We start from the raw sequence: 22,417 nt of genomic DNA, 5'->3' as shown, positions 1-22,417 counted from the left end.
ATTGAATGGCGAATCTCCCAGGATACGCCATGCTTTGTATTAAAGACCAGAAAGGGCGTATTTTATGAACTTTTACAAAAATCATTTTGGTATGATTATATCTTCTGTTGTGGCTATCTGTATCTCCCTGATTATGGCCGCATCGGCAATCTTTGTTGACAGACTCACCTTTACGGTACCCCTGCTCATCAGGAACTGGGGCACGGCTTTTCTGGTGATTTCATTGACCGGAATGGCCTTTCCTCTGACGGACTGGTCATTTGCCCTTGGCAGGAAAATGGGACTCAGGCCCGAAACCCTGCCCCATGTGCTTGTGGAAAACTTTGTGGCCACCCTGTTCTTTAACACCGCGGCCACCATCGTCCTCACAGCGGTCAATGTCTTTCACAATCCGGAAATTGAGGCTGCTGTGGCAGCCGGCTTCCTTCCGGACACCCGGACCGTATTTCTGCAGGGCGTGCTTCACGACTGGCCCATCATGTTTATCATCAGCTATGTATTCGCCTTTTTCGTGACAAAGGCAGCCATCAGGATTGCAAAACAGGCTGTGGGTGAACTTAAATCCCCTCATTCACCCCAGAATCAGTTTTAGTAAAATATCATAATAAAAAGGGACATCCCCCATAGCGACTGACCCATGCGCGGATGCCCCTTTTTCCTTTTTTATCTCCATTTCCATTCAGTCATACTACCTGCCCCATGGCAGCCCTGCCCTCAAATCTGCATTCCCCGGATACGCCCTGGCAGCGGCAGGTGCTGCAATCCGTGACATAGCCCACATATTTCTCACTCTCAATATAAGCCCCGCACATGCCCTGATGGCGGGCATATACCTGAAGGCACATACCAGCCACAAAATTACAGGCAGTGGCCTTGCCCCCGCAATACTTACAGACATAATCGCCGCAGGCCTTTTCCTCTGCTTCCACGCCGTTTGGCAGGCGCATTTTCTTTAATTGGCGGCCCATATATGACTGCCTCCTTTCCGGTTGAAAGAAGGCGGCGTGAAGCCGCCTTCCTGGTTTCATCAAGCGATTCCCTGACCTGCCTTTATTTTGAATTCCTGTCATCCTTCATGCCGTGCAGCGCTCTCCAGATATGCTCCGGGTCCAGGGGCAGCTCTGTGAAATACACGCCGGTTGCCATGTTGACCGCATTGGCAATGGCAGGAGCCACAGGCGCAGCGGAGCCCTCTCCTGCTTCCTTTGCACCCAGCGGTCCTTCCTCGTCCGGTGTAAAGTCGTAGAAGGTGCGCATCTTTGGCATGTCAAGGGCAGTGGGCAGCCGGTAGTCGCGGAAGTTGGGATTGAGAATCTTTCCTTCCTTGGTTACATTGTGCTCATAGACAGCATAGCCGAGGCCCATGCCGATGGAGCCCTCCAGCTGGCCTTCCACGGCCCTCTTATTCAGGGCTCGGCCGCAGTCATGGGCAAATACAAATTCATCAATATCCAGGACGCCAGTCTCCTCGTCCACCGTCAGATGGGCTGCTCCGGTGGAGAAGCTGTATGCAGGCGCATAGTTGGTGGTATTGTTGCCGTTGTACTGTGAGTTGTCGGTACGGTGGTAGTAGGAGCCCACGCCAATGAGCTCATCACCGCCCTTGACCGTCATATACTTGAACATGGCGTCGCCGATGGACATCTGGTATTCAGCCTTCTCCTTGCTGATTACCTTTCCGTCCAGACACTCCAGCGTCTCCGGCATCACGCCCCACATGGGAGCAATAACCTCAAACAGCTGGTGTTTTGCATCCACGGCAGCGCGGCGGGCCGCATTGCCGGCCAGAAAGGTAACACGGCTGCCGTAAGAGCCGGAATCCCATGGCGTCAGGAAGGTGTCGGACATAAAAGTTTTGACCATGTCCATGGGAAGCCCCAGCTCCTCGGCCACAATCGCTGTCATGACCGTATCGGAACCCTGGCCGATGTCGTGGGAGCCGATATAAAGGGTGGCCATGCCCCGCTTGTTCATGCGCAGGGTCACACACGCAGAGCTCTGGTTAGGCGCTTCCAGCACCGCGAATCCGGTGCCTGATACAAAGCCGGTACCCGCAAAACCAATGCCTTCACCCTTTTTCAGCTTATCCTTCTTCTCATACCAGCCAATTTCCTTTGCCGCCGTATCCAGCGTCTCCTTGTATGCGCAGCTGGTGATTGCCAGCCCGGCCGGAGCCACGTATCCGGGGTCTGCCGCGCTTATCTTACGGAACTCAACCGGGTCAATGCCCATCTGGTCTGCCGCGAACTGCATGTTCAGGTCATGGGCAAAATGCACCTGGCAGGCCGTGTATCCTCTCATGGCTCCTGCAGAAGGGTTATTGGTATACACACGCCTTGCCAGGAAATCCACGGAATTCATCTTGTAAGGGAAGTTGGCCCACAATGTGGACTGGGCGCAGGCCGCAACACCGGACCCCCCGTAGGGGCCGCCGTCCAGCACATGGTAGCATTTTTTTGCCAGCAGCCTGCCGTCTGTCCCAAAGGCAGTATCTATATGCATGTAAATGGGATGGCGGTTGCGTGTGGTCTGGAACACTTCCTCACGGGACAGAATCATGCGCACCGGGCGTCCGGTCAGCTCCGCCATCTTGGCAGCGCACAGGCCAAAGGAATAGGAATCCAGCTTGCCGCCGAATCCTCCGCCCACAAGGGGCTTGATTACCCGCACCTGGTTCTCGCCCACGCCCAGGCAGCGGGCATACCAGAACTGGTCCACAAAGGACATCTGGGTGGACATCCAGATGGTGTAGGTTCCATTCCTGTAGGTTGCCACTGCGCCGTGGGGCTCCATGGCCGCATGCACCATACGGTGGGTCTTGTAATCCCTGTGCTGCACATAGGATGCATGGTCAAATTCCTCATCAATATCCGTACCCGCCTTCATCACGGACTGCATGCCGATATTGTGTATGCCTTTGCCCTCCCAGTTTACCTCAGGGGCATCCTCCTCCATTGCCTCAAAGGGGTCAAACACCCCCGCAAGCACCTGGTATTCCACCTTAATCAGCTCCACGGCCCGCTGGGCTGTTTCCTCATCCACAGCTGCCACGGCTGCCACATCGTCCCCCACCTGGCGCACCTTCTCAGAACACAATACTTCCTTGTCCGCGAACTCAGCTGCAAATTCCCCGTTTCCCACCAGGGACTTCCACTCAAAGTCCTTGGCTGTGAGGATGCACTTTACACCCGGAAGCTTCTCCGCCTCGCTGGTGTCAATGGACAGGATTCTGGCGGAAGCATAAGGGCTTCTGACCATTTTTCCGGTAAGCATGTCAGGGAACATGATGTCACCCACATACTGGCCGTGTCCTGTCACCTTGTCTTCAGCGTCAATTCTGACATAGTTGTTCTCGCCGGTAAGACGGTAAAATTCCGGTTTCTTAAAATAATGTTTGTCACAGTCTTTATGCATTCTTTGCTTCCTCCTCCCAGTTCATCTGCGCAGCGGCTGCCTGGATTGCCTCCACAATCTTTGCATAGCCGGTACAGCGGCACAGATTGCCTTCAATGGCTTCCCGGATTTCCAGTTCCGTGGGATGCTTATTCACATCCAGAAGCGCTTTGGCGGACATAATCATACCCGGGGTGCAGTAGCCGCACTGCATGGCCCACTTCTCAATGAACTGCTTCTGAATGGGATGAAGCATCCCGTCCCTGGCAATTCCCTCCACAGTAATAATCTCATGGCCGTCGCACTCCACGGCCAGGGTACAGCAGGAGTTAACCGGCCTGCCGTCCAGCATCACGGTACAGGCGCCGCACTCCCCTTCCTCACACCCCTTTTTCGTGCCGGTCAGAAACAGCTGGTCACGAAGAAAATCCAGAAGCGTCAGGTTATCCTTCACAATGGCATCAACCGGGTCCCCGTTGATGGTTAAACTTATACTATGTTTGTTGAGGTAAGATAACGATACCTTTTTTGCAGAGGGTGTTATCTTACCTCTTTTTGATGTATGTTAGATAGCATAACTCTTTACGTCGGCTCCTATCTGTCTGAAATAGGAGATACTTTCGGTAGGCTTGTCACCTGTATCAACTCTGCCGACAAAGCTATAAAAGATTTCGATTTTGCGGGTGTTCGTTTCCTTATCCAGTTCGTGAATAAGAATACGGTCAATAAATTCATGGACGTTTTCGTAGGTCAGTTCTTCAATCGCTGTGTATCTGCGTACCAGTGCGACAAACCTTTTTACGTCCGCGCTGCGCTCGGTGGCGTTGTCGATTTCCTGTGACAGCTCCGCAATCCTCCGGGTCAGCGTCTTTTTTTCTTCATCATAGCCGGAAGTCAGAAAAGCAAATTGTTCATCTGAAAGTTTCCCTAAAGCGTTGTCCTCGTAGAGCTTGCGGAATAAGATGTTCAGCTCGTTAATACGGTTCTGCGCCTTGTCAAGCTCTTTCCGCTGCTGTGTCAGCGTCTTTTGTACTGCCTTTGCGCTGCACTCGTTGGCTGTTTCGATAAACTCCTGTTCATGCTCTTTCACATAAGACGTTACTCGCTGCAAGTCTGCAAGGACAAGTTCTTTCAATACGCTTTTGCGGATATAATGCGTAGTGCAGAGCATATCATTTCTTGCCCGGTTGCGGTAGTTGCCGCAAGTGTAGGCGTGTTTCCGTTCAAGCGTCCCGGCTCCGCGTACTGCATACATTTTGTAGCCGCAGTCCCCGCAAAAGAGCAGCCCGGAAAACAGGTCAATTTCATCAACCTTTGTCGGGCGTTGCCGGGTGGCAATCCGCTTCTGTGCAAGTTCAAAGGTTTCTTCATCAATCAAAGGTTCGTGAGTGTTGGGGAAGAAATACCTTTTTTCCTCCGGGTTCTTTTTCGTCTTTTTCGACTTATAAGATACCTTGTAGGTTTTCCCGGTTATGGTATGCCCTAAATATTCTTTCCTTGTCAGAATGTCGTACAGCGTCTTATCCGGCCAGTTGTACCATGCGTTGAGCTGTGGGCGGGGGTGGCGTTTGCTCCCTGTCCTGCGGTAGCGCAGTTCCCCGACGGTCAGTATTTCATTGTCCCGCAGCCAGTTCTGGATTTCACACATACGGTCGCCCCGTACATACATTGCAAAAATCTGTTTTACGACGTGCGCCGTTTCCGGGTCGGGTATCAGATGATTGCGGTTATCCGGGTCGATAAGGTAGCCGTAAGGAGCTTCGCCGTTGACGCGCTCGCCTTTCTGCGCCTTTGCCTGTTTGACAGCCCGGATTTTCTTTGAGGTGTCGCGGGCGTAAAACTCGTTGAACCAGTTCCGCAGAGGGGTAAACTCGTTATCTTCCCTTGCTGTGTCTACACCGTCGTTAATGGCAATGTAGCGCACTTCATATTCGGGAAAGACAATCTCTATCAGCTCCCCGGTTTTCAGATAATTACGTCCCAGACGGGAAAGGTCTTTTGTTATGACGGTCGCCACGTTCCCGGCTTCAACCTCATGCAGCATGGCTTGAAGCCCCTCACGCTCAAAGCTCACGCCGGAAAATCCGTCGTCTACGAAAAAGCGCGTGTTGAAAAAGTGGTGTTCGTCAGCATACTTTTGTAAAATCAGTTTTTGGTTCTGTATGCTCTCGCTTTCCCCGGCTTGCATATCTTCCTGGCTCAATCTGCAATATAAAGCGGTAATCTTGTCTGTCTGTAACATTTTGTCCTCCTTTCCGACGACAGACAAGCATGGTATTTGTACTGTCTATATTATACCACATACCGCTGCCTGTGTCATGTATAAAATGTGAAGAAACGCCCTATTTCCGGGCGTTTGCGGGGTTCAGTTCCATGTCTTTGCGAATGAGTTTTTTTATCTTTTTATCCAGTGTGTCCGTTGCGCGTTCACTTGCGGACGAACATACAAGGTAAGTAACTTTTCCTATTTTATGCTCCGTTGTGGTAACGGGCGTTTGGTTTTGCGTCAAAGAAAATCCCCCTTTCTTTCGCAAACATATAATATAGTCTATGAATAGCAGCAAGTCCACTATTCAATAAAACAAAGGCTTTAATCGGACGGTTATTAGCATAACCTCATGGGAATTTCACCCCGGCATGGTTCTCATGCCGCCCTACCCATTGCCTGCGACGCTCTTAACGCTCGGACTGTGGCTGTAAGGAAGTATCATTGTATATTCTGCGTGTCGTCGCCCGCAAGCCGCTACACTTGCTTTCCGGCGCGGTGTTGGTCGCTCGGCTGTCCGGGCGGGGATAACCTCACCCGGATAGCGTCATGGCGCACCCGCCGTATGGCTCGGCGCAAAAGGAACGTATCCGATTTGCCCTATGCTGCGCCGCCGTTATCTTGCGCCGCTTTCTTTGTCAAGGTTCAGAATGGCTTTGCTGCCGCGTCAGCAGCGGAACGGAAAAGGGGGAGAGAGAAAGCGTCCCGCCGCCGCTGCGGTTTATTCCTCTGCCTTAAAGGTGAGGACAGCCATCATCAGTTTTGCTTGCAGCCGTTCCCGAATGTCGTGGTCTACGCCAAAATAGACGTTCCCGCGCTCGTCGTACAGCTTCCGCATGGAGAGGCGGGCTATGTAGCCGCTGAAATGCTGCAAGACAATCTTCATGGCGTCCGGGTCGCCCTTTGTCGCTGCCACAATGACAGGATAAGGAACAAGGGCATTTTCCGGGTAGCCGGGTTCGTTACCATTCGTCCCATTCATCAGCATTTTCCTCCAGATATTTTCTTAATTTCTCAAAAGAGCTTGTCCGCCTGTACTGTATCGTGCTTCTCGACGTGTTGAACAGCTCCGCAATCTCGGTATCGTTCATTCCCTCGAAGTAATACAGCAATATGGCTTTGCGCTTTTCTTCCGGCAAAGTACGGATTGCTTCAAGAAGCAGCTTTGGCGTGATTTTCTTCCCGGCTTTCTCAAAGACGGTTTCGGCGGCTTCACGTTTGAAATATTCATCAAACGTATGAAGCTGCCGCGCTTCGTCTAAGGTCATGTCGGAAAAGGTCACTTCCTTTGCCTTGTGTCTGCGAAGTTCTCTATGGGTGTCGCAAGCTTCATTGTGCAATACCGTATTACAAAACTTCTGAAAAGCACACTGTTTGTAAAACTCCCTGCTATTAGGTTCCACATTCTCACCTCCTTTCTCGTTGGAAAGTTGGTGGTGCTTCCCCCCTTTTCGCGGGGCAATACGGCGTTTTTCAAAAACGCCGAAGATTTTTTGAAATTTCTTCAAAAATTTTTTGAACGTACAAAATGCGCCCGTCCGAAAAGCCCGGACGGGCGCATAGGCATTGTAAGCAGTATCCAGATGATTAGACAGTTCATATATATAAGCGTAGTTTCCCCCGGTGGTGGGCGGGCTTTTTTTGATAAGTCAATAACTGTCGGATTTTGTCGATATGCTTTTTGCTTCATGGCGGCTACCTCCTTTAGCCGCCGATTTCAACAGTGATACCGCGTCATTTCATTAGAAGATAAAAAGAAACGGCGGCTTTGATTTTTCAAAGCTGCTGCGGAAATCAAAGAACGACAAGCAACAGTTCTGATTTTGCTCCAATATGGTTATTAGGGGCACAAATTAAAATCAAAAAAGAGCCGATAACAGCAGTATTTCAAACTGCATATTATCGGCTCTGCGTCTGTGCGTCTGGCTCTTTTAATTAAATTATTTCTGTTGTTTTTTGGCTTTATTATATGTATTAGCTAACTGTCCACAAGCTGCTTTAATCTCTCTACCATGAGAAACTCTCATGGTAACTTCAAGTCCTGTTTGCTCTAATTGATGTTTGAACGCAACCATTTCTTGTTTTTGTGGTGCTCTAATTTTTGAATTACTCGTCGGGTTGTATTGCAGCACGTTAATCATAACATTTTTGCCCTTAAACCATTTTGCAAGTTGCCTTATATCTGAGGAACGGTCATTTATACCTGGTAAAAGCAAATACGCAAATACCACTTTTCGATTATGCCTTTGAGAATAGGACAATGCTTGCTTAACAACATCTTCAATAGCGTACATGTGCATATGAGGAATGATACAGTTTCTCGCAGCCTGTGTTGCTGCATGTAAAGATATTGTCAACTGAATTTTTAGATGTTCTTCGCGCAATTTTTTTAATTGATTAACTGGACCAACTGTTGATACGGTAATGCCGTCGGTTGGAAAGTTAAGTCCATTTCTATCTCGAAGAATATGGATTGCTGCAATCAAGTTGTCGTAATTGAATAAAGGTTCTCCCATTCCCATAAAAACGATACGATTTACTTTTTGACGTATCAATACAACCTGCTGCACAATTTCAGACGGTGTTAGATTACGAACAAAACCATTGCGTCCGGACTCACAAAAAATACAGCCAACAGAACAACCAACTTGCGTACTTACGCAAACAGTCCCACCATCTCGCCGTTTAATAAAAACCGTTTCAATATACCTGTTATCTTTCAATTCATAAACATACTTTTCAGTATCGCTACTTTTATAGACTTTTTTTGTTGATATTGATAGATTTTCTTTGTGAAATGGCTGTTTATACAATTCCGTATATAAGGCTCTTGCTTTATCCTCTCCAATTACTTCCGACATTTCTTTGTAAGTAAATCCGTATGGGTCATTCAATATTTCCGTAGGTGTACTTTTAGGTAAGTGTTTCATTTAAATATCCTTCCTTTTCAAAATTAAAAAGTTTGTTTTTCAGAGTTTTTGATTATGATTTCTAGTTTTTCAACATCAACGATATGCGTTAATTTACATTTAGGGCAGAAAAGAGGAAAATTTCTTAATACCGTATTATAAAATACTTGAACCCTCGTCTTTCCGTTACAAATTGGACATTTTATCCAATATTTTTCAAGCATAATATTTCTCCTTTTGCGCAAAAAAATGCAGGTCAATTCTCAACATGAGCATTGACCTGCATTTATACATATAATACTACAACAAAATTAAGGCATAGTTTTTATACTATGTCTATACGTCGTTAGTTTTGTTGTATAGCATACGCAAAATAAGCATGACAAAAAAGCCCATATTGAAAATGGGAAAAATCTTTTTTGATTTCAATGCTTATCGAATACGCATGCTATGTAACATAAACATTCCCCCCCTTTTATATAATATTATATACAAAAGCAGCTTGTTGTCAACATATATATATATGAATTATTTTGGCTAACTGATAGAACTACGTAGACATATCCAAGAAGAAAGGGGAACAGTAAAATGTAATAGGGTGAATAACTATGGCAAAAAGACCAGTACCACGATACGACTTTAAGGCTTTTGGGGCAGCGATAAAGGCAGCGCGTGAGGGATGCAAGGAGAGCCGCAAGAAAGTAGGCGACGAAATGTTTATCTCGCCGCGCTACCTTGCGAACATTGAGAACAAGGGGCAGCACCCAAGTTTACAGATATTCTTTGAGCTGATACAGCGTTACCATATATCCGTAGACCAATTCCTTTTAGAAACGCCGCCGGAGAAGAACACGCAGCGGCGGCAGCTTGACGCGCTTCTTGACGGTATGAGCGATACAGGCATACGGATTGTAACCGCAACGGCAAAGGAGATTTCCGAAGTCGAAAAAGAGGGCGAATAGGAATGTCCGACTTAAAACTGAACAGGATTTAGAAAGCGTTGTAATCTTTTTTGAGGTTGCAGCGTTTTTCTTTTGCGTAAGTTTGGCAAAATCGCTTTTTCTCCGTAGTAGGTGATAAGAGCCTAAAGGATAAAAACATTCGTAGCAAGCATAGGAAGCGGGTACCCACTTCCGTATTTTCCCCTCCCGCGCTGCGGCGCGTCGGTTGAAAATTGCTTGTTGGGAAGTGTCCCAAACCCTCGGAACGGAAAGGAAAGGAGCGAATACATGAACGGACGCAAAAGAACGGTGCAAATCAAATTCAGAGTGACGGAAGCGGAACGGGATTTAATACTGGAAAAAATGAAGCTCGTACCCACCCGGAACATGGCGGCATATCTGCGGAAGATTGCCATTGACGGGTATATCATTCAGATAGACCATGCCGATATAAAGGCAATGACCGCAGAGATACAGAAAATCGGTGTCAACGTCAACCAGATAGCACGCCGCGTAAACGCGACGGGGAACGCATACCAAGAGGACATAGAGGAAATAAAGGGGGTGCTTGCGGAGATATGGCGGTTACAAAGATTAAGCCTATTAAAAGCACTCTAAGCAAAGCCCTTGACTATATCGAAAACCCGGACAAGACGGACGGAAAAATGCTTGTGTCCTCTTTCGGCTGCTCCTATGAAACGGCAGATATTGAATTTGAATATACCTTGTCCCAAGCACTCCAAAAGGGGAACAATTTAGCCTTTCATCTGATACAGTCCTTTGAGCCGGGGGAAGTCGATTATCAGAAAGCCCATGAAATCGGAAAGCAGCTTGCCGACGCGGTAACAAAGGGGCAGCATGAATATGTACTCACGACGCACATTGACAAAGGACACGTCCACAATCACATTATTTTCTGCGCCGTAAATTTCGTAGACCACCGCAAATATAATTCCAACAAAAGGAGCTATTACGGCATACGGAACATGAGCGACAAGCTGTGTCGGGAAAATGGCTTGTCCGTCGTCGTTCCCGGCAAGGGCAGCAAGGGAAAGAGCTATGCGGAGTACCAGGCAGAAAAGACGGGTACAAGTTGGAAAGGCAAGCTAAAGATTGCCGTTGACGCGCTTATCCCCCAAGTTTCCAGTTTTGAGGAATTGTTGCAGCGGTTACAGGCGGCGGGCTATGAGATAAAGCCGGGGAAATATGTGTCATGCCGCGCCCCCGGACAGGAACGCTTCACCCGTCTTAAAACCCTCGGCGCGGATTATACAGAGGAAGCCATAAGGGAACGGATAGCGGGCAGACGGGCAAAGGCGGCGAAAGCCCCCAGAGAGCAGCGCGGCGTTTCGCTGCTTATCGACATTGAGAACAGTATCAAGGCGGCGCAGAGTAAGGGCTATGAACAGTGGGCGAAAATCCACAATCTGAAACAGGCAGCAAAGACCATGAATTTCTTGACGGAACATAAGATTGAACAGTACGCGGATTTAGTCAGCCGGATTGAAGAAATGGCAGCGGAAAGCGGACAGGCGGCAGACGCATTGAAGGACGCGGAAAAGCGGCTTGCGGACATGGCGGTGCTTATCAAGAATGTTTCCACCTACCAAAAGACAAAGCCCGTCTATGACGCATACCGCAAGGCAAGGAACAGGGAGAAGTACCGCGCCGGACAGGAACAGGCGATTATCCTACATGAAGCCGCCGCAAGGTCGCTGAAAGCGGCGGGCATTGCAAAGCTCCCGAACCTTGCCGCGCTGCAATCGGAATATGAAGCCCTCCAAGCGCAGAAAGAAGCCCTTTATGCCGACTATGGGAAGCTGAAAAAGAAAGTCCGGGAATACGATATTATCAAGCAGAACATTGACAGCATTTTACAGGCAGACAGGCAGCCGGAACGGGAAAAGGGAACAGAGCGCGGATAAGGATAGCAAAATCCCCGCCGCTGTGCTATGATAGGGCTATCAAAAAGCAGAGGAGCGTTGAGCATGGAAAACCAGAAAATGCCGGAATATGAAACCATACGCGCCGCCGTTGCCGGGGAAAAATGGGCGGTGGAGAAAGTCGTGGAGTGCTACAAGGACGAAATCGACAGGCTATCGACGGTAGCGGTCAGACAGCCGGACGGAAGCACGAAACAGGAAATCAACGAAGATATGCGCCAGTCCATCACAAAGAAGCTGATAGAAGCCCTCCCGCAGTTCCCGCTTGAAGAAATGGAAAAGGGAAATGTCAGATAGGCAAAAAAAGAACAGGGCGCGGAAGCCAGTATATGACTTCCGCGCCCTGTCTTTTTATGGGTGCTGTTTTCGTGAATGTTACGCAGTAGAACGCCATTTTTGGGGGTAAAGGTATAAAGTATCGCCTATCCGATTTTCACGCCCGGAAAGCCCTGTAAATCAAGGGATTTTCCGCGCCTACTGCGTAACAGGGGCGCGTCTTTTCCTCATGCGCTCGGCGGCTTGTCTGCGGGTGATACGTTTCCGGCAGACGGGGCAGTATTTGACACTGTTAGAGGTTGACGCAAAGAACGCGCCGCACTCGGTACATTTCTTCTTATCCCCTGTCTGGTAAAGCTCCGCATAAAGCAGCCTGTCGGCGGGAAGCACCGCAACCCGGAACCACTTGCAGAGAAGCGAATAGGAAATGAGCTGCGGACATACGCACTCGTCCCCGTCGTCCAGTAAGATACAGTTCCCGTTATCATAATTGCAGCACGTCCGGCGCACAAGGGCGTTGACTTTCCGGCTCTGGGGCGGCGTCAGCCGCTTAACCCCGTTCATACTTCATCAGCGGCGTAAATGGGAAGCTCTGCAAATTCCGCTTCGGTCAAAGCGTCCACTTTGGAAAGGGTGCGCTTTGCAAGCTCCCGCATATCCGCGTCCATGTAGGGCAGCGCGGCGTTGACATTCTCAATCAAAGCCCGCTTGCCGCCCTCGTTGTAAATGCTCAAAAGGTTTGTTTCTTCAACAGTCAGTCTAATCATGCTCATACCTCCATATCGTGATTTTTTGTTTTTGCCGCCGCCTTTTTCGGGGCGGTCTTTGCCTTGTCTGCTTTAAGCTGCGCCCGGATAGAGGGGCGGGGCTTCCTTATCTCCCTGTCCCGGTTCTCCCCCTTGTCAATCAGCGCATACGTCCCATGTCTGCCCTCGATTTTGGAAAAGGAAAGGGTCTTGTAGGGCAGCATGGAGAAAAGGCGGTCAGTGTCCTTTGTGGCTGCAAGCCGCATGAACGCCGGGGAAAGCTCTGCCATGAAATGGGTCTTGTTCGGGCTGTTCGGCTCGTAATGCCGCTTCATTTCTCGCACAATGCGCCGCGCTTCCGTTTCAATCAGCCCGTCCCGCAAAGCGGCAATATGCGCCTTGAAATCCCCCGGCGAAAGCTGCTCCCGGCTGCGCCGTTCTTCCTGTAAGAGCGATTGCAGCGCGTCCGGGTCGTTGGGTACGGCTTCAAAGCGTTCAAATTTCCCAAGCTGCGGGTCTGGGGTTCCGTCAAAATATCTCCCGGCTTCCTGTACCCTTTCCCCATGCTCATAAATCAGCTTCACCGTATCGGCGGGCAGCTCCTTTTCCTTGACGCGCTCATAATGTTTAGAGTAGTCCAGTTCGTACAGATTGCCCTTGATTTTCCCGCGCTCCTTTCCCGTCAGCTCGATTGCATAGGCAAGAACGCGGTCGCTTGTCTGCTCCATGTAGAAACGCCATGTGTTGTGGGGCGCGGTGTCTTTGAGGAAAACGTCGCGCTCCCGGAAACAGTGCGTCCCGGACGGGCGGCAGAACCACAAAAGTGTTTTGTCCTCCCTGTGGGGGCTTGCCGCCGCCTTTGCGATAATCTCTTTGTCAATGTCTAAGTCGCTCTGGTAAAAGCCTGTGTTCTGCTTCATAATCGCTTCAAGGGAAGCAAACAAATCCATGTTTTCAAATTTGCTCTGTTCCGGCATGGGTCAGCTCCTTTCCAAGTCCTGTGACTTCTGCTTTGCGTTTTTCTTCTGTGCCTTTTCCTTGTCGGCTCTAAGCTGCGCCCGGATAGAGGGTTTCTTTTCCGGCTTCGCTCCCTTGCCGCGCTCCTTGTCGGCTTTGACAGCGTTAGCCAGGTCAACAAGGGAAATCTGCTCGCCCGCCTTTACCTTTGCTTCCAGTTCGTCAACGGTGGGGGTGTTGTTGATGATACCGTCAATCATGTTCCCGTTCTGCTCTGTGGTCTGCTCGGCGGTTTTCAAGGGATTGTCCCGCTGCGCCTGTTCTGCGGCAACGGCAAACGCCCGCGTCCCATTCCCCATAATCAGATACTTTCCGTCGTCCGACTGGTGGTGAAAGCCATATCCGGCGGCTTCTATCTGCTCCCGGCTCATGGCGGTCACATGGAAAGTCCCCCTCGGTGTCTTGACAGTTTCGCCCGTTTCCAAGTCGTCCGGGGTAAGCTGCTTTTGCTCCTGTAAAAACTCCGGCACTTCCCGAAAACCTACACTGTCAACGAAATGCGCCGCGTCCTGTCCGTCCTGATGAAGCACTACCACGTCGGAAACGGAAAGGCTGTGTCCCTTAAAATCTTTGGGGTGGTCGATATTGAAACAGGTGTAAATATCTTCAAGGGAAGTTTCCGGCGCAAGGGGCGCGGAATAGACAAGCTCATAGTTCGCCCTGTCAACCACATTTCCCGCCGCCTGCAGGCGGTCGTATGGCTCAAAGCGGAAATCCCTTGTTTCGTCCCCGCCCTTTATCTGGTAAATGGAAAAGGTGTCTTTGTCCTGTCCGGCGGTCTGCGCCGTTTCCTGTGCCTTTGCGTAAAGCTGCTTCACGTCGCCCTCGGTCAGCTCGCCGCTTTTGAGCTGCCCCATAAGCTCGCGGCATTTCTCCGGCGTTCCCGTATAAAGCACGTCGCCCATTTTCGCCCGCCCGTTCTCCTGTGTCACATAGGCTTGCAAGAGGTAGCTGTTTTCCCGGCTGTCGCTGTAAAGGTTCCGGCGCACTCTGTAAATCGTTTCCGGGGTAAAGGCTTCTTTCGGGGCTGCGCCCGCTTTTTCCTGTGCGCCGGATTTTCCCGGTGCGGCTGCTTCCGGCTCCGGCTTCTCCGGCGCGGCTTCCTGTCCCTCTCTGGTGGGCTGCTCCTGTCCGGCGGTCTGCTCCTTGTCCTGTGCCTTTTGCAGCTCCGCTAAGTTCTCGTCTATGGAATTGATAATCTCGGCGGCTGCGCTGCGTATCGTTTCAAGGGAGCTTTTCAGCTCGGACAGCTCCCGCCCGCTGCTCCACCCGGCGACATAGCCGAAAGAGTAGTCCGACGTGTCAAGCCCGTAATGTTGGCAGACAGTATAGGCGACGCTTTCCGCTTCGACTTCGCGGGTGCGGCGGTCAACGTGGGGCTGCTGCTCGTCCTTTGGCGCGTTGAGGTCAATGTCGTGCAGCTTCGCATGGGCGATTTCGTGAATAGCGGTCTTTAAGGTCTGTAATTCGCTCATGCCCTCGTTGATAGCAATGCGCTTGTCCTCCAAGTGGTAGTAGCCATGAGAGCCGCCCTCGATATTCTCAAAGGCGATAGGAACGGGGGAAGTCTTTTCAAGGGCTGCGAAAAAATCCTTGTAGCGGTCAACGTCGCCTGTCAGCTCGTCAACCGCAATGTCCGGCAGCTCCTTTCCCTCGGTCTGGGAAACGTCAAAGACGGATACCACCTTGTAGGCGGGTATGGTGACTTCCTTTTCCTCGGTGACGGGCTTCCCGTCCTTGCCGATAACGGGCTTCTGCGTGTGCGGGTCGATTTTCTGCATTTCCTGTTTGATTTTATAGGGTGACGGAGCAATGATTTTAATTCCCTTTTGCCCTTTCATCACGTTTCGTTCAAAGTTGTTCTTCCAAGCGGAAAAGCCCGCCACAAGGGAAGCGTCCGGCTTCTGCATGGCGATAAGGACGGTGTTTCGGAAGCTGTAATTATGGAATTTTGACATGACTTTCAGATATTCCCGGTAACGCTCGCTGTCAAAGAGTTCCGCAATACCCTGTTCCAGACGGTCGGTAATCTCTTTGAGCTTTTCGGCGGGCTTCTCGCTCGTCAGCACGATAGGGATAACCGGGCGCGGCTCCTGTGGCTGCTCTGCGGTCTGCGCCGTTCTCTGCCCCGGCGCGGCTGCGTCCATTTCTACCTTTGACGGGTCGGGTCTTTCCGGCTGCGGGGGCTGCGGCGTTACCCGGTATTCCTCCGGCACGTCGCGCCCGTCGTACCATTCTGTAAAGGTGTTGCGGTTGTTGTAGATATAGCCCTTTTCGGTAAACATACCGTCGTCGTTAATGGAAGCGTCCCGCCCGTATTCCTCATACATGAAATACTTTTTCGCTTCTTCGGGAAGTTCCGGTTCTTCCAGTTCATCAACCAGATAACGCCCGTATTCTTCTTCATTGTGGACGGACGGATAAATCCAGTAGCAGTCAAGGTTCTGTGCAAGGTTGATAATGTCCTGTAAGCTGTCGGCATGGTCGCCGTATTCAATGGCTGCAATGAATTTCTCCCGGTCGTCGTCAAACTGCATTTCCAAGAGCTTCCCTAAATAGTTCAGCTCGTCGGGGTGGGAATACTCGCTTAAATGCTCCGTCAAGCCGGGGATAGTGGATTGAAATTCTGTGAAATGCCATTCCTCATAGTGCTTGAAGTCAATCCCGATACGGTCAAAGACTTCTTTCAGATGTTCGGCAGTCGTGGGGAATGTCACCCATTCGCCCGCGGGTCTGCCCTCGGTGTACTTCCCAAGATTGGAAAGATAGCCGCTTAAAATCGGTTCTGCCATTTGTTCGCTCCTTTCTTTTTCAATCATGCGGTGCATAAGCTCAAAATCCTCAATGCTCATGCTCCCGTCAAATACATAGGGGTTAAAATCCTCCCCGTCCCGGTAGGGCTTTTCGGAAAAGGGAAGCCCCGCTTCATGGGCGGCTGCCCTCGCTTCCTCGATAACCTCCGGGGGAAGCCTGTCGTCATGCGCTCCGATAAAACCGTCAATGTCGTTCATGCTGTTTTCGTAGTGGTAACGCACTCCGGCGGTCAGCTCGTCAAGGCTCATGTCCTCGCCTAAATGCCCGCAATAGTAGCCGTTTAAGATAACGGCGGCGGGGTCAATGCTTTTTATTTCCTCTAACCGGCTCCTGTCCTCCGGGTAGAGCGTATCGTCCATATCAAGATGAAAATATTCCGCGTTCCATGAACGCCCCTGTTTCCAGAACGCCACCCATGCGATACCGTCCCTAAGCTCGTCTTGATAGTCCTTTACGGTGTCCCGTAAACTTGCCATAGTGAAAAACCTCCTTTCTCTGCGGCAGCGTCATAAGCTGCATTTTTTGGCTGCATGGTCTACTACGGGTACGCCCGCATTTCTGCCAAATATTTTTGAAAATTTTTAGAGGGTGAAGCCCTCCGCAAAAGAGGGTTTGGGAAACTTCCCAACAAGCAAAATCCCCGTCCGGCGCGTCAGCGTCGCAACGGGGATTTACGGAAGTGGGTACCCGCTTCCTATGCTTGCTATTCAAGTTTTTAGTTCTTCTGTACTTCGATACGGTAGTTGACGTATTTTCCGCCAGTGTCAGCCAGAACGATAGTTCCGTCGTAGGTCTTGCCTGTTTTCGGGGAGTAGAGCTTCTTTACATTTGCCTTGCCGGATTTAAGGAGCGCGGCGGCAATCTTCGCGGAAAAAGCGGTCTTGCGTTCCTCGAAAAAGCGGTCGTTCTTCCACATGACAAAGGCACATTCTTTGTTGCTGCAATAATAGTTTTTCTTCCCCTCATGGACGGGGGAACCGCAACGGGGGCATTTGCCGACAGAGGGCTTTTCCTCCCGGAACAAATCCTTTTTCCCGTCAAGTGCTGCGGCGTGTGTCCGCACAAGCTCCCGCGCCATAGCTTCAATGCCGGACAGAAATTCGCCGGGGTCTGCGGCTCCCTTTGCTATCTGCGTCAGATTGTTTTCCCATTCTGCGGTAAGCTGCGGGGAAGTGAGCATATCCGGCAAGATTGATACAAGGGCGGCTCCATTCTGCGTGGGGATAAGCTGCTTGCCTTTGCGCTCTGCAAAGCCGCCCTTTACCAGTTTTTCAATGACGGCGGCGCGGGTGGCGGGAGTGCCAAGCCCCCGGCGTTCCGCGTCCGGGTCGGTGTCCCCGTTCCCGGCGCGTTCCATAGCCGACAAAAGGCTTGCTTCGCTGTGGGGCTTCGGCGGCGTTGTGATATGCTCCGTTACTTTTGCGGCGGGGTTAGGAAAGCCCTGTCCCTCGGAAAGCTCCGGCAGCGTCACGTCTGCATTTTCCCCGTCCTCCGCTTCGGGCTTATCTTTCAGCGTCGCCCGGTATCTGCGTTCCATCTCTTTCCAACCGTCAGAAATAACAGTCTTTCCCCGCACCGTAAACTCCGTATCGGCGCATGAGAAAACCGCCGTAACCGCTTCAAAGATATGCGGCTCGGCGGTGGCAAGGAGCAGACGCGCCCCCGCAAGGGTGAGGATATTTCTCTCGCTTTCCGGCAGCGCGTCCGGGTCAGCCTTTGCAAGCTCCATAGTGGGAATGATTGCGTGGTGGTCTGATACTTTTTTACTGTCTGTTACCTTTGCAACCTCCGGCGTGAAGTCCGCGCCCGCCATAAAGGGGAGCTTTTCGCAAAGCAGCGCGATAATGCCCGCTGCGGTGCCGCCCATGTCGTCAGTAAGAAAGCTGCTGTCCGTCCTCGGATAGGTAAGCAGTCTTTTTTCATAAAGGGCTTGTGCAAGGTCAAGGGTCTGTTTCGCGGTGTAGCCGAAAATGCGGTTCGCTTCCCGCTGCAAAGAGGTAAGGTCAAAGAGCTTCGGCGGGGCTGCGGTTTTCTTCTCTCTGGTAAGGGAAACGCATACCGCCGTTTCTGTTTCGCAAGCCCCTTTCAGCGCGTCGGCTTCTGCCTTGTCTGAAATCCTTTCGCTTGCCGCTTCCGCGCCGGATAAATCAAGGCGAACATGATAATATTTTTCTTTCTGGAAATGGGAGATAGCCGCGTCCCGGTCGGTGAGCATTTTTAAGGTCGGGGTCTGGACGCGCCCCACGTTCAAGGTCTTTCCATACAGGCAGGAGAAAAGCCGGGTGGCGTTAATGCCGATAAGCCAGTCAGCCTTTGCGCGGCAGAGGGCAGACGCAAAGAGCGCGTCGTAGTCCCGCCCGTCTTTGAGGGAAGCAAAGCCCGCCTTAATCGCCCCGTCCTCCATTGAGGAAATCCACAAGCGGCGCATGGGCTTCTTGCAGCCCGCCGCTTCGTAGACAAAGCGGAAAATCAATTCTCCCTCGCGCCCCGCGTCGCAGGCGTTCACCACTTCGGAAACGTCGGCGCGGTGCATAAGCTCTTTTAAGGTCTTGAATTGCTTCCCCTTGTCCGGGTCAACGGCGTACTGCCATTCCTCCGGCAGAATGGGTAAGCTGTCAAAACTCCATTTTTTATATTGCTCCCCGTAGGCGGCAGCTTCCGCAAGCTGTACCAAATGCCCGACGCACCATGAAATGAGGTAGCCGACGCCCTCGATATATCCGTCTTTCTTTTCCTTAACGCCAAGCGCGGCGGCGATAGTCTGCGCCACGCTCGGCTTTTCTGCAATCACAAGTCTAAGTGCCATGAAAAAATCCTCCTTTCAGCGTTCCGGCGCGGTGTGCTTCTTCTCCTGTGCCTGTTTCAGACAATAGCCGATACAGGGGGATTGCGCCTTATAAGGGCAGCGCACACACGCCGGGGATTTTGGAACGGGCGGCGCACTGTCACGCCGCCCGGTGGGTCTTTGTACCATCATTTTTTCCAAAGGATTTTCGGTGAAAAGCCTCATGCTTCCTCGTCCTCCTGTTCTTCATCAGAAAGCCCGTCCCCCTCGTCCTCGTCGTAATCGTCAAAATCGAAATCTTCAAGGTCGGTGTCGCCCTTGACGTTCTGCTTTGGCTTCATAAACTTAAAATAATAGAACGCGCCCCCGCCGCCAAGAAGTGCCACGACAAGGAAAAGCACAAGCCCGCCTGTATTGCCTTTCTCTTTGGGCTGCTCTGTTGGTTTCTCGGTTTCCGGCTCCGCTTCCTTGCCACTGCAAGCGGTCATGTTGTCCTTGCAGACAGGGCAGCTCACATTTACCTTTCCGGCTTCGCATTTATCGGTGCAACTGCAAACGGCGGGCGGGGCTGCTTCGGTGCTTCCGTCCTCCATAAGTGCTAAGAGGTCGGCTTCGTCCACTTGATTAAGGAAATGTACGGTGTCCTCGCCCTCGTCGTCCCGGTCAATGAGGATATAAAAGTAATTGCCGTTTTTGGTCGTTACGGTGATAAGCTGCTTGTTGCCGCCGAAATCGTCTACAAGGGTCGCGTTCCCGTCCGGGGTAAGGGGTTCTTCCTTTTGGGGTTCCTCGTAGACAACGCCGCTGTCGTTGGTGTCGTCCTCTCCCTCCGGGGTCTGTGCAAAAGCGGTGACGGAAAAGCCGCCCATAAGTACAAGGGCGGCGCAAAGTGCGGTCAAGGTTCTAAGGATTTTCTTATTCATTCTCGGTGTCCTCCATTTCTTCGGTGTCATGGTCTGCGGGTTCTGCGGGGTAGCCCGGCGCGGCTTCCATGCCCGGAATACCGCCCCCGGAAAGCATAGCGGAAAGCTCATGCGGGGAAAGGCGCATGGAGCGCACAAGCTGTACGATTTGCAGGTTTTCCGCTTCGGTTTTCTGCGCTTCAAGCCCCCTTAATTTGTTCTGGTACTCGGTGATTTTCTCGCGGGTCTTTGCAATCTCCCTGTCGATACGTTCAATTTTGTTCATAGCCATAAATAAATTTCTCCTTTCTTTGCTCAAAAATATGTTAATTCCAGTTCATCAGCCCATAGCCTTTGATACAGGAGTAATTGACGGGGTAGCTCTTTATCTTGCAGGCGTCGCCGGAATTGCCCTCGACGGTATAGACGCGCTCCCCGTCCGTTCCGATAACAAGCCCCACATGGTCTGCGCTCCCGTCCCCGTCCCAGTCGAAAAAGATAGCGTCGCCGGGGGCGATATTCTCATAGCCCCTCGCGCCCCATTGCCCGCGTGACTGGAACCAGGGTACGCCCTGTGACTGGCACCCGGCAAAGCGCGGCTCGCTCTTTCCGGCTTGATTGTAGCACCATGAAACGAAACAGGCGCACCATTCCACGCGGCTGTTAAATCCGTACCAGCTCCAAAAGGGTCGCCCGCCCACGTTGCCGACTTGCCGCTTTGCAAGGTCTACAACGGCGGTGTTGCCGGGGCGTGTGCCGTTTACAAGCTGTACGCCGCTTAAATCCTCGGACGCGCCCATATCGGGGGAGCCGCCGCCGAAAATCAGCGGTTTGTTTCCGCTTGTTTCCAGATAGACGCGGTACATTTCAAGCTGCTGTGGCGTTAGAAGTTCCTCCGCAATCTCGGAAATGGGCTTGTTCGTCAGCTTCACATTAAGGATATGGTACTCGTAGGGTACTTCCTCGGTGGTCGTTTCCCCTGTTTCCGGGTCGGTGCTTGTTTCTGTGCGGTAGCGGATTTCCGTTTCTTCCGTCAGCGTCAAGGTGTACTGCATGGCAAAGACGCGGTTTAGTTCTGCCTGTGCGCTCTGCGGGGTGTAGGTCTGTAAAAGGGCGGTGAGGTAGGACGCTAACTCATGGGGGTTATGCCCGATACTGTCAAGGTCATAGCGGTATTCGTCATAGCCGGGGTGGGTGCTTTCGATATTGTCAATCTGCTGCTGAAGCTCGTTTTCCTTTGCGGCGTAATTGTTCTCCGTCGCCACAAGGTCGCTGTCCTCCGACGTGTAGGAAGTCCCAAGTATGCCGTTCATCAAGCCGGAGAACATGGAACCGCAAGAGGAAAGCCCCGCCGATACCATGATGAATAAGAGCAGCGCGGCAACGGCGATACATACGCCCGCCGGGTGCCGCCCTACAAAAGCGATTGCCCGTTTGGTTTCCTCGGCGGTTTTCTTTGCCGCTTTCCTTGTATTCTCCGCTGCCTTTTTTGCTGTGGCTGCGCCCCCTTTTTTCGCTGCCTTTGCATACTGCCGCTTGATTTGCTGCTTCTGCATGAAGCGGGAAAGGGGATTGCTCGCAATCTGCGGATTGTCATGTAAGGCTTTGTGGTACTGGAAATCCACATTTGCCTTGAACGCCGCTTTCTCTGCCTTTGCCGCCGCCCGGTAGGGTTTCAGCTTGTGGCTGCGGTAGCCCTCCTTGACTTTCCTCGCCCCGTACTTTGCGCCGCGCTCTGCCAGTTCTTCGGATTTGTGCGCCCCCTCAACGCCGGAATTGTCCTTTTCAACGGAATGTATCTTGTTGTGGACGAAAATACCCGCTTCCTGTGCGGGGCGGGATAGCGGGTTATTGTGGGGCTTATTCTTTCCTATGGGCTTTTCCCGTTCCTCAAAGCGTAGGCGGGTCTTGCCTTTCCCGGTAGCTTCGTCAAAGGTGCGCTCCCGTACAAGTTTCTTTTCTTTGGGGATAGCCGCCTTTGCCGCGTCCAGACGGTCGGCTGCTTTGTCCGATTTTCGGATATACTTTTCAAGCTCCGGCGTTGCCCGTTCCTCGTCGGTAAACTGCAAGCGGGAAGATTTTTCTTTTGCTGTGGCTTCTGCCTGTGCTTTCCTCGCCGCCTTTTTGCTCGCCTTTCTGGTACGCGCCCCGTCGATACGCTCCAAGACGCGCTCGGCTGCGGCGGTGTCCTGTTCCCGTTCTGCCCCCGGCGCATGGGGAAGTGGCGGCGTGTCGGTTAAGGGCGGGGAAGTTGCGCCGCCCGGTAGGGGCTGCGCTGCCTGTTCCGGCGGCTGCGGTGCTTCGGTCTTTGCAAAGTCCGCGTCCCTTATCCGCTTGCTGATACGTTTCTTTTTCCCGGTGGCGGCGTTTACCTCGACAGCCCCCTCGCGGGTCATTTTCTGCGTGACTTTCTCACGCGCTCGAT

Annotated in this window: 24 protein-coding genes; 5 read left to right on the top strand and 19 right to left on the bottom strand. The window is 51.6% G+C overall.

Annotated features, from left to right (window positions below; translation table 11 throughout):
• Positions 1 to 64: 64 nt before the first annotated feature.
• Positions 65 to 592 carry a hypothetical protein gene (locus FGS84_RS24365; protein WP_138310888.1) on the top strand — a complete coding sequence of 176 codons (528 nt, stop codon included), beginning with the start codon at positions 65 to 67 and terminating at the stop codon, positions 590 to 592.
• Positions 593 to 683: 91 nt separating this feature from the next.
• Here the strand turns inward: FGS84_RS24365 and FGS84_RS24360 are convergent, their stop codons facing one another.
• From FGS84_RS24360 to FGS84_RS24305, 10 genes are all read right to left on the bottom strand, one after another.
• Complete coding sequence (locus FGS84_RS24360; protein ID WP_138310887.1) at positions 684 to 968, bottom strand: hypothetical protein; 285 nt, start codon at positions 966 to 968, stop codon at positions 684 to 686.
• Between the two features lie 82 nt (positions 969 to 1,050).
• Positions 1,051 to 3,414: a molybdopterin cofactor-binding domain-containing protein gene (locus tag FGS84_RS24355; protein WP_138310886.1), complete on the bottom strand. Its 2,364-nt coding sequence runs from the start codon at positions 3,412 to 3,414 to the stop codon at positions 1,051 to 1,053.
• Positions 3,407 to 3,874 carry a (2Fe-2S)-binding protein gene (locus tag FGS84_RS24350; protein WP_347563884.1) on the bottom strand — a complete coding sequence of 156 codons (468 nt, stop codon included), beginning with the start codon at positions 3,872 to 3,874 and terminating at the stop codon, positions 3,407 to 3,409. The genes FGS84_RS24355 and FGS84_RS24350 overlap by 8 nt, the downstream gene beginning before the upstream one ends.
• Positions 3,875 to 3,958: 84 nt before the next feature.
• Entirely contained in the window at positions 3,959 to 5,635 is a 1,677-nt protein-coding gene (locus FGS84_RS24345) for a recombinase family protein (RefSeq protein WP_002569190.1), read from the bottom strand.
• A 100-nt stretch (positions 5,636 to 5,735) separates the two neighbouring features.
• A complete protein-coding gene (locus FGS84_RS24340) occupies positions 5,736 to 5,963 on the bottom strand; it encodes a transposon-encoded TnpW family protein (protein ID WP_004613661.1) in 228 nt (75 codons plus the stop codon).
• A 417-nt stretch (positions 5,964 to 6,380) separates the two neighbouring features.
• On the bottom strand, positions 6,381 to 6,641 hold the full coding sequence (locus tag FGS84_RS24325) for a helix-turn-helix domain-containing protein (RefSeq protein WP_002569189.1): 261 nt from the start codon (positions 6,639 to 6,641) through the stop codon (positions 6,381 to 6,383).
• The gene (locus FGS84_RS24320) at positions 6,622 to 7,062 is read right to left on the bottom strand and encodes a sigma-70 family RNA polymerase sigma factor (protein ID WP_002569188.1); all 441 of its coding nucleotides are present in this window, start codon (positions 7,060 to 7,062) and stop codon (positions 6,622 to 6,624) included. Before FGS84_RS24320 ends, FGS84_RS24325 begins: the two co-directional genes overlap by 20 nt.
• A 101-nt stretch (positions 7,063 to 7,163) precedes the next feature.
• Positions 7,164 to 7,349 (bottom strand): hypothetical protein, encoded by a 186-nt coding sequence (locus FGS84_RS24315; RefSeq protein ID WP_009243795.1) that lies wholly within the window; start codon positions 7,347 to 7,349, stop codon positions 7,164 to 7,166.
• 250 nt (positions 7,350 to 7,599) lie between these two features.
• On the bottom strand, positions 7,600 to 8,589 hold the full coding sequence (gene rlmN, locus FGS84_RS24310) for a 23S rRNA (adenine(2503)-C(2))-methyltransferase RlmN (protein ID WP_002569187.1): 990 nt from the start codon (positions 8,587 to 8,589) through the stop codon (positions 7,600 to 7,602).
• A gap of 23 nt (positions 8,590 to 8,612) precedes the next feature.
• Positions 8,613 to 8,792, bottom strand: coding sequence for a cysteine-rich KTR domain-containing protein (locus tag FGS84_RS24305; RefSeq protein WP_002588768.1), 180 nt, complete (start codon positions 8,790 to 8,792; stop codon positions 8,613 to 8,615).
• A 384-nt stretch (positions 8,793 to 9,176) separates the two neighbouring features.
• Here FGS84_RS24305 and FGS84_RS24300 point away from each other — a divergent pair, with 384 nt between their 5' ends.
• The 4 genes from FGS84_RS24300 to FGS84_RS24285 all read left to right on the top strand — a co-directional run bounded on the left by FGS84_RS24300 (position 9,177) and on the right by FGS84_RS24285 (position 11,749).
• Positions 9,177 to 9,530 carry a helix-turn-helix transcriptional regulator gene (locus FGS84_RS24300; RefSeq protein ID WP_002569186.1) on the top strand — a complete coding sequence of 118 codons (354 nt, stop codon included), beginning with the start codon at positions 9,177 to 9,179 and terminating at the stop codon, positions 9,528 to 9,530.
• A gap of 267 nt (positions 9,531 to 9,797) precedes the next feature.
• The gene (gene mobC, locus FGS84_RS24295) at positions 9,798 to 10,127 is read left to right on the top strand and encodes a plasmid mobilization relaxosome protein MobC (protein ID WP_002585086.1); all 330 of its coding nucleotides are present in this window, start codon (positions 9,798 to 9,800) and stop codon (positions 10,125 to 10,127) included.
• Complete coding sequence (locus tag FGS84_RS24290; RefSeq protein WP_002585087.1) at positions 10,088 to 11,434, top strand: relaxase/mobilization nuclease domain-containing protein; 1,347 nt, start codon at positions 10,088 to 10,090, stop codon at positions 11,432 to 11,434. The genes mobC and FGS84_RS24290 overlap by 40 nt, the downstream gene beginning before the upstream one ends.
• Positions 11,435 to 11,497: 63 nt before the next feature.
• On the top strand, positions 11,498 to 11,749 hold the full coding sequence (locus FGS84_RS24285) for a helix-turn-helix domain-containing protein (protein WP_002585088.1): 252 nt from the start codon (positions 11,498 to 11,500) through the stop codon (positions 11,747 to 11,749).
• 177 nt (positions 11,750 to 11,926) lie between these two features.
• On the opposite strand, the gene FGS84_RS24280 is transcribed toward FGS84_RS24285, so the two are convergent.
• From FGS84_RS24280 to FGS84_RS24240, 9 genes are all read right to left on the bottom strand, one after another.
• Positions 11,927 to 12,292 carry a cysteine-rich VLP domain-containing protein gene (locus FGS84_RS24280; RefSeq protein WP_002585089.1) on the bottom strand — a complete coding sequence of 122 codons (366 nt, stop codon included), beginning with the start codon at positions 12,290 to 12,292 and terminating at the stop codon, positions 11,927 to 11,929.
• Entirely contained in the window at positions 12,289 to 12,495 is a 207-nt protein-coding gene (locus FGS84_RS24275) for a transposon-transfer assisting family protein (protein ID WP_002569181.1), read from the bottom strand. Before FGS84_RS24275 ends, FGS84_RS24280 begins: the two co-directional genes overlap by 4 nt.
• 2 nt (positions 12,496 to 12,497) lie before the next feature.
• Positions 12,498 to 13,451 (bottom strand): hypothetical protein, encoded by a 954-nt coding sequence (locus FGS84_RS24270; RefSeq protein WP_002585090.1) that lies wholly within the window; start codon positions 13,449 to 13,451, stop codon positions 12,498 to 12,500.
• 3 nt (positions 13,452 to 13,454) lie between these two features.
• Positions 13,455 to 16,781 carry an antirestriction protein ArdA gene (locus FGS84_RS24265; RefSeq protein ID WP_002585091.1) on the bottom strand — a complete coding sequence of 1,109 codons (3,327 nt, stop codon included), beginning with the start codon at positions 16,779 to 16,781 and terminating at the stop codon, positions 13,455 to 13,457.
• A 239-nt stretch (positions 16,782 to 17,020) separates the two neighbouring features.
• On the bottom strand, positions 17,021 to 19,111 hold the full coding sequence (locus FGS84_RS24260; protein ID WP_074033657.1) for a DNA topoisomerase 3: 2,091 nt from the start codon (positions 19,109 to 19,111) through the stop codon (positions 17,021 to 17,023).
• Between the two features lie 15 nt (positions 19,112 to 19,126).
• Positions 19,127 to 19,315: a hypothetical protein gene (locus tag FGS84_RS24255; RefSeq protein ID WP_002585093.1), complete on the bottom strand. Its 189-nt coding sequence runs from the start codon at positions 19,313 to 19,315 to the stop codon at positions 19,127 to 19,129.
• Positions 19,312 to 20,013, bottom strand: a complete 702-nt coding sequence (locus FGS84_RS24250) for a DUF4366 domain-containing protein (protein WP_002585094.1) — start codon at positions 20,011 to 20,013, stop codon at positions 19,312 to 19,314. Before FGS84_RS24250 ends, FGS84_RS24255 begins: the two co-directional genes overlap by 4 nt.
• Positions 20,006 to 20,284, bottom strand: a complete 279-nt coding sequence (locus FGS84_RS24245) for a DUF4315 family protein (protein ID WP_002585095.1) — start codon at positions 20,282 to 20,284, stop codon at positions 20,006 to 20,008. The genes FGS84_RS24250 and FGS84_RS24245 overlap by 8 nt, the downstream gene beginning before the upstream one ends.
• A 34-nt stretch (positions 20,285 to 20,318) precedes the next feature.
• The gene (locus FGS84_RS24240) at positions 20,319 to 22,388 is read right to left on the bottom strand and encodes a CHAP domain-containing protein (RefSeq protein ID WP_002585096.1); all 2,070 of its coding nucleotides are present in this window, start codon (positions 22,386 to 22,388) and stop codon (positions 20,319 to 20,321) included.
• Positions 22,389 to 22,417: the final 29 nt, after the last annotated feature.

This window comes from Clostridium sp. 1001271st1 H5 (assembly GCF_005845215.1).
Taxonomy (GTDB): Bacteria; Bacillota; Clostridia; order Lachnospirales; family Lachnospiraceae; genus Enterocloster.
This window is presented reverse-complemented; position numbering and strand designations above follow the sequence as displayed.

Excerpts from the sequence above, each read along its gene's own strand:
- FGS84_RS24275 (WP_002569181.1), bottom strand. The coding sequence starts at position 12,495 with ATGATTAGACTGACTGTTGAAGAAACAAACCTTTTGAGCATTTACAAC.
- FGS84_RS24305 (WP_002588768.1), bottom strand. The coding sequence starts at position 8,792 with ATGCTTGAAAAATATTGGATAAAATGTCCAATTTGTAACGGAAAGACG.
- FGS84_RS24255 (WP_002585093.1), bottom strand. The coding sequence starts at position 19,315 with ATGAGGCTTTTCACCGAAAATCCTTTGGAAAAAATGATGGTACAAAGA.
- FGS84_RS24300 (WP_002569186.1), top strand. The coding sequence starts at position 9,177 with ATGGCAAAAAGACCAGTACCACGATACGACTTTAAGGCTTTTGGGGCA.
- FGS84_RS24355 (WP_138310886.1), bottom strand. The coding sequence starts at position 3,414 with ATGCATAAAGACTGTGACAAACATTATTTTAAGAAACCGGAATTTTAC.
- mobC (WP_002585086.1), top strand. The coding sequence starts at position 9,798 with ATGAACGGACGCAAAAGAACGGTGCAAATCAAATTCAGAGTGACGGAA.
- FGS84_RS24270 (WP_002585090.1), bottom strand. The coding sequence starts at position 13,451 with ATGCCGGAACAGAGCAAATTTGAAAACATGGATTTGTTTGCTTCCCTT.
- FGS84_RS24315 (WP_009243795.1), bottom strand. The coding sequence starts at position 7,349 with ATGAAGCAAAAAGCATATCGACAAAATCCGACAGTTATTGACTTATCA.
- FGS84_RS24325 (WP_002569189.1), bottom strand. The coding sequence starts at position 6,641 with ATGAATGGGACGAATGGTAACGAACCCGGCTACCCGGAAAATGCCCTT.
- FGS84_RS24360 (WP_138310887.1), bottom strand. The coding sequence starts at position 968 with ATGGGCCGCCAATTAAAGAAAATGCGCCTGCCAAACGGCGTGGAAGCA.
- FGS84_RS24285 (WP_002585088.1), top strand. The coding sequence starts at position 11,498 with ATGGAAAACCAGAAAATGCCGGAATATGAAACCATACGCGCCGCCGTT.
- FGS84_RS24365 (WP_138310888.1), top strand. The coding sequence starts at position 65 with ATGAACTTTTACAAAAATCATTTTGGTATGATTATATCTTCTGTTGTG.
- FGS84_RS24250 (WP_002585094.1), bottom strand. The coding sequence starts at position 20,013 with ATGAATAAGAAAATCCTTAGAACCTTGACCGCACTTTGCGCCGCCCTT.
- FGS84_RS24280 (WP_002585089.1), bottom strand. The coding sequence starts at position 12,292 with ATGAACGGGGTTAAGCGGCTGACGCCGCCCCAGAGCCGGAAAGTCAAC.
- FGS84_RS24240 (WP_002585096.1), bottom strand. The coding sequence starts at position 22,388 with ATGACCCGCGAGGGGGCTGTCGAGGTAAACGCCGCCACCGGGAAAAAG.
- FGS84_RS24260 (WP_074033657.1), bottom strand. The coding sequence starts at position 19,111 with ATGGCACTTAGACTTGTGATTGCAGAAAAGCCGAGCGTGGCGCAGACT.
- FGS84_RS24265 (WP_002585091.1), bottom strand. The coding sequence starts at position 16,781 with ATGGCAAGTTTACGGGACACCGTAAAGGACTATCAAGACGAGCTTAGG.
- FGS84_RS24245 (WP_002585095.1), bottom strand. The coding sequence starts at position 20,284 with ATGGCTATGAACAAAATTGAACGTATCGACAGGGAGATTGCAAAGACC.
- FGS84_RS24345 (WP_002569190.1), bottom strand. The coding sequence starts at position 5,635 with ATGTTACAGACAGACAAGATTACCGCTTTATATTGCAGATTGAGCCAG.
- FGS84_RS24290 (WP_002585087.1), top strand. The coding sequence starts at position 10,088 with ATGGCGGTTACAAAGATTAAGCCTATTAAAAGCACTCTAAGCAAAGCC.
- rlmN (WP_002569187.1), bottom strand. The coding sequence starts at position 8,589 with ATGAAACACTTACCTAAAAGTACACCTACGGAAATATTGAATGACCCA.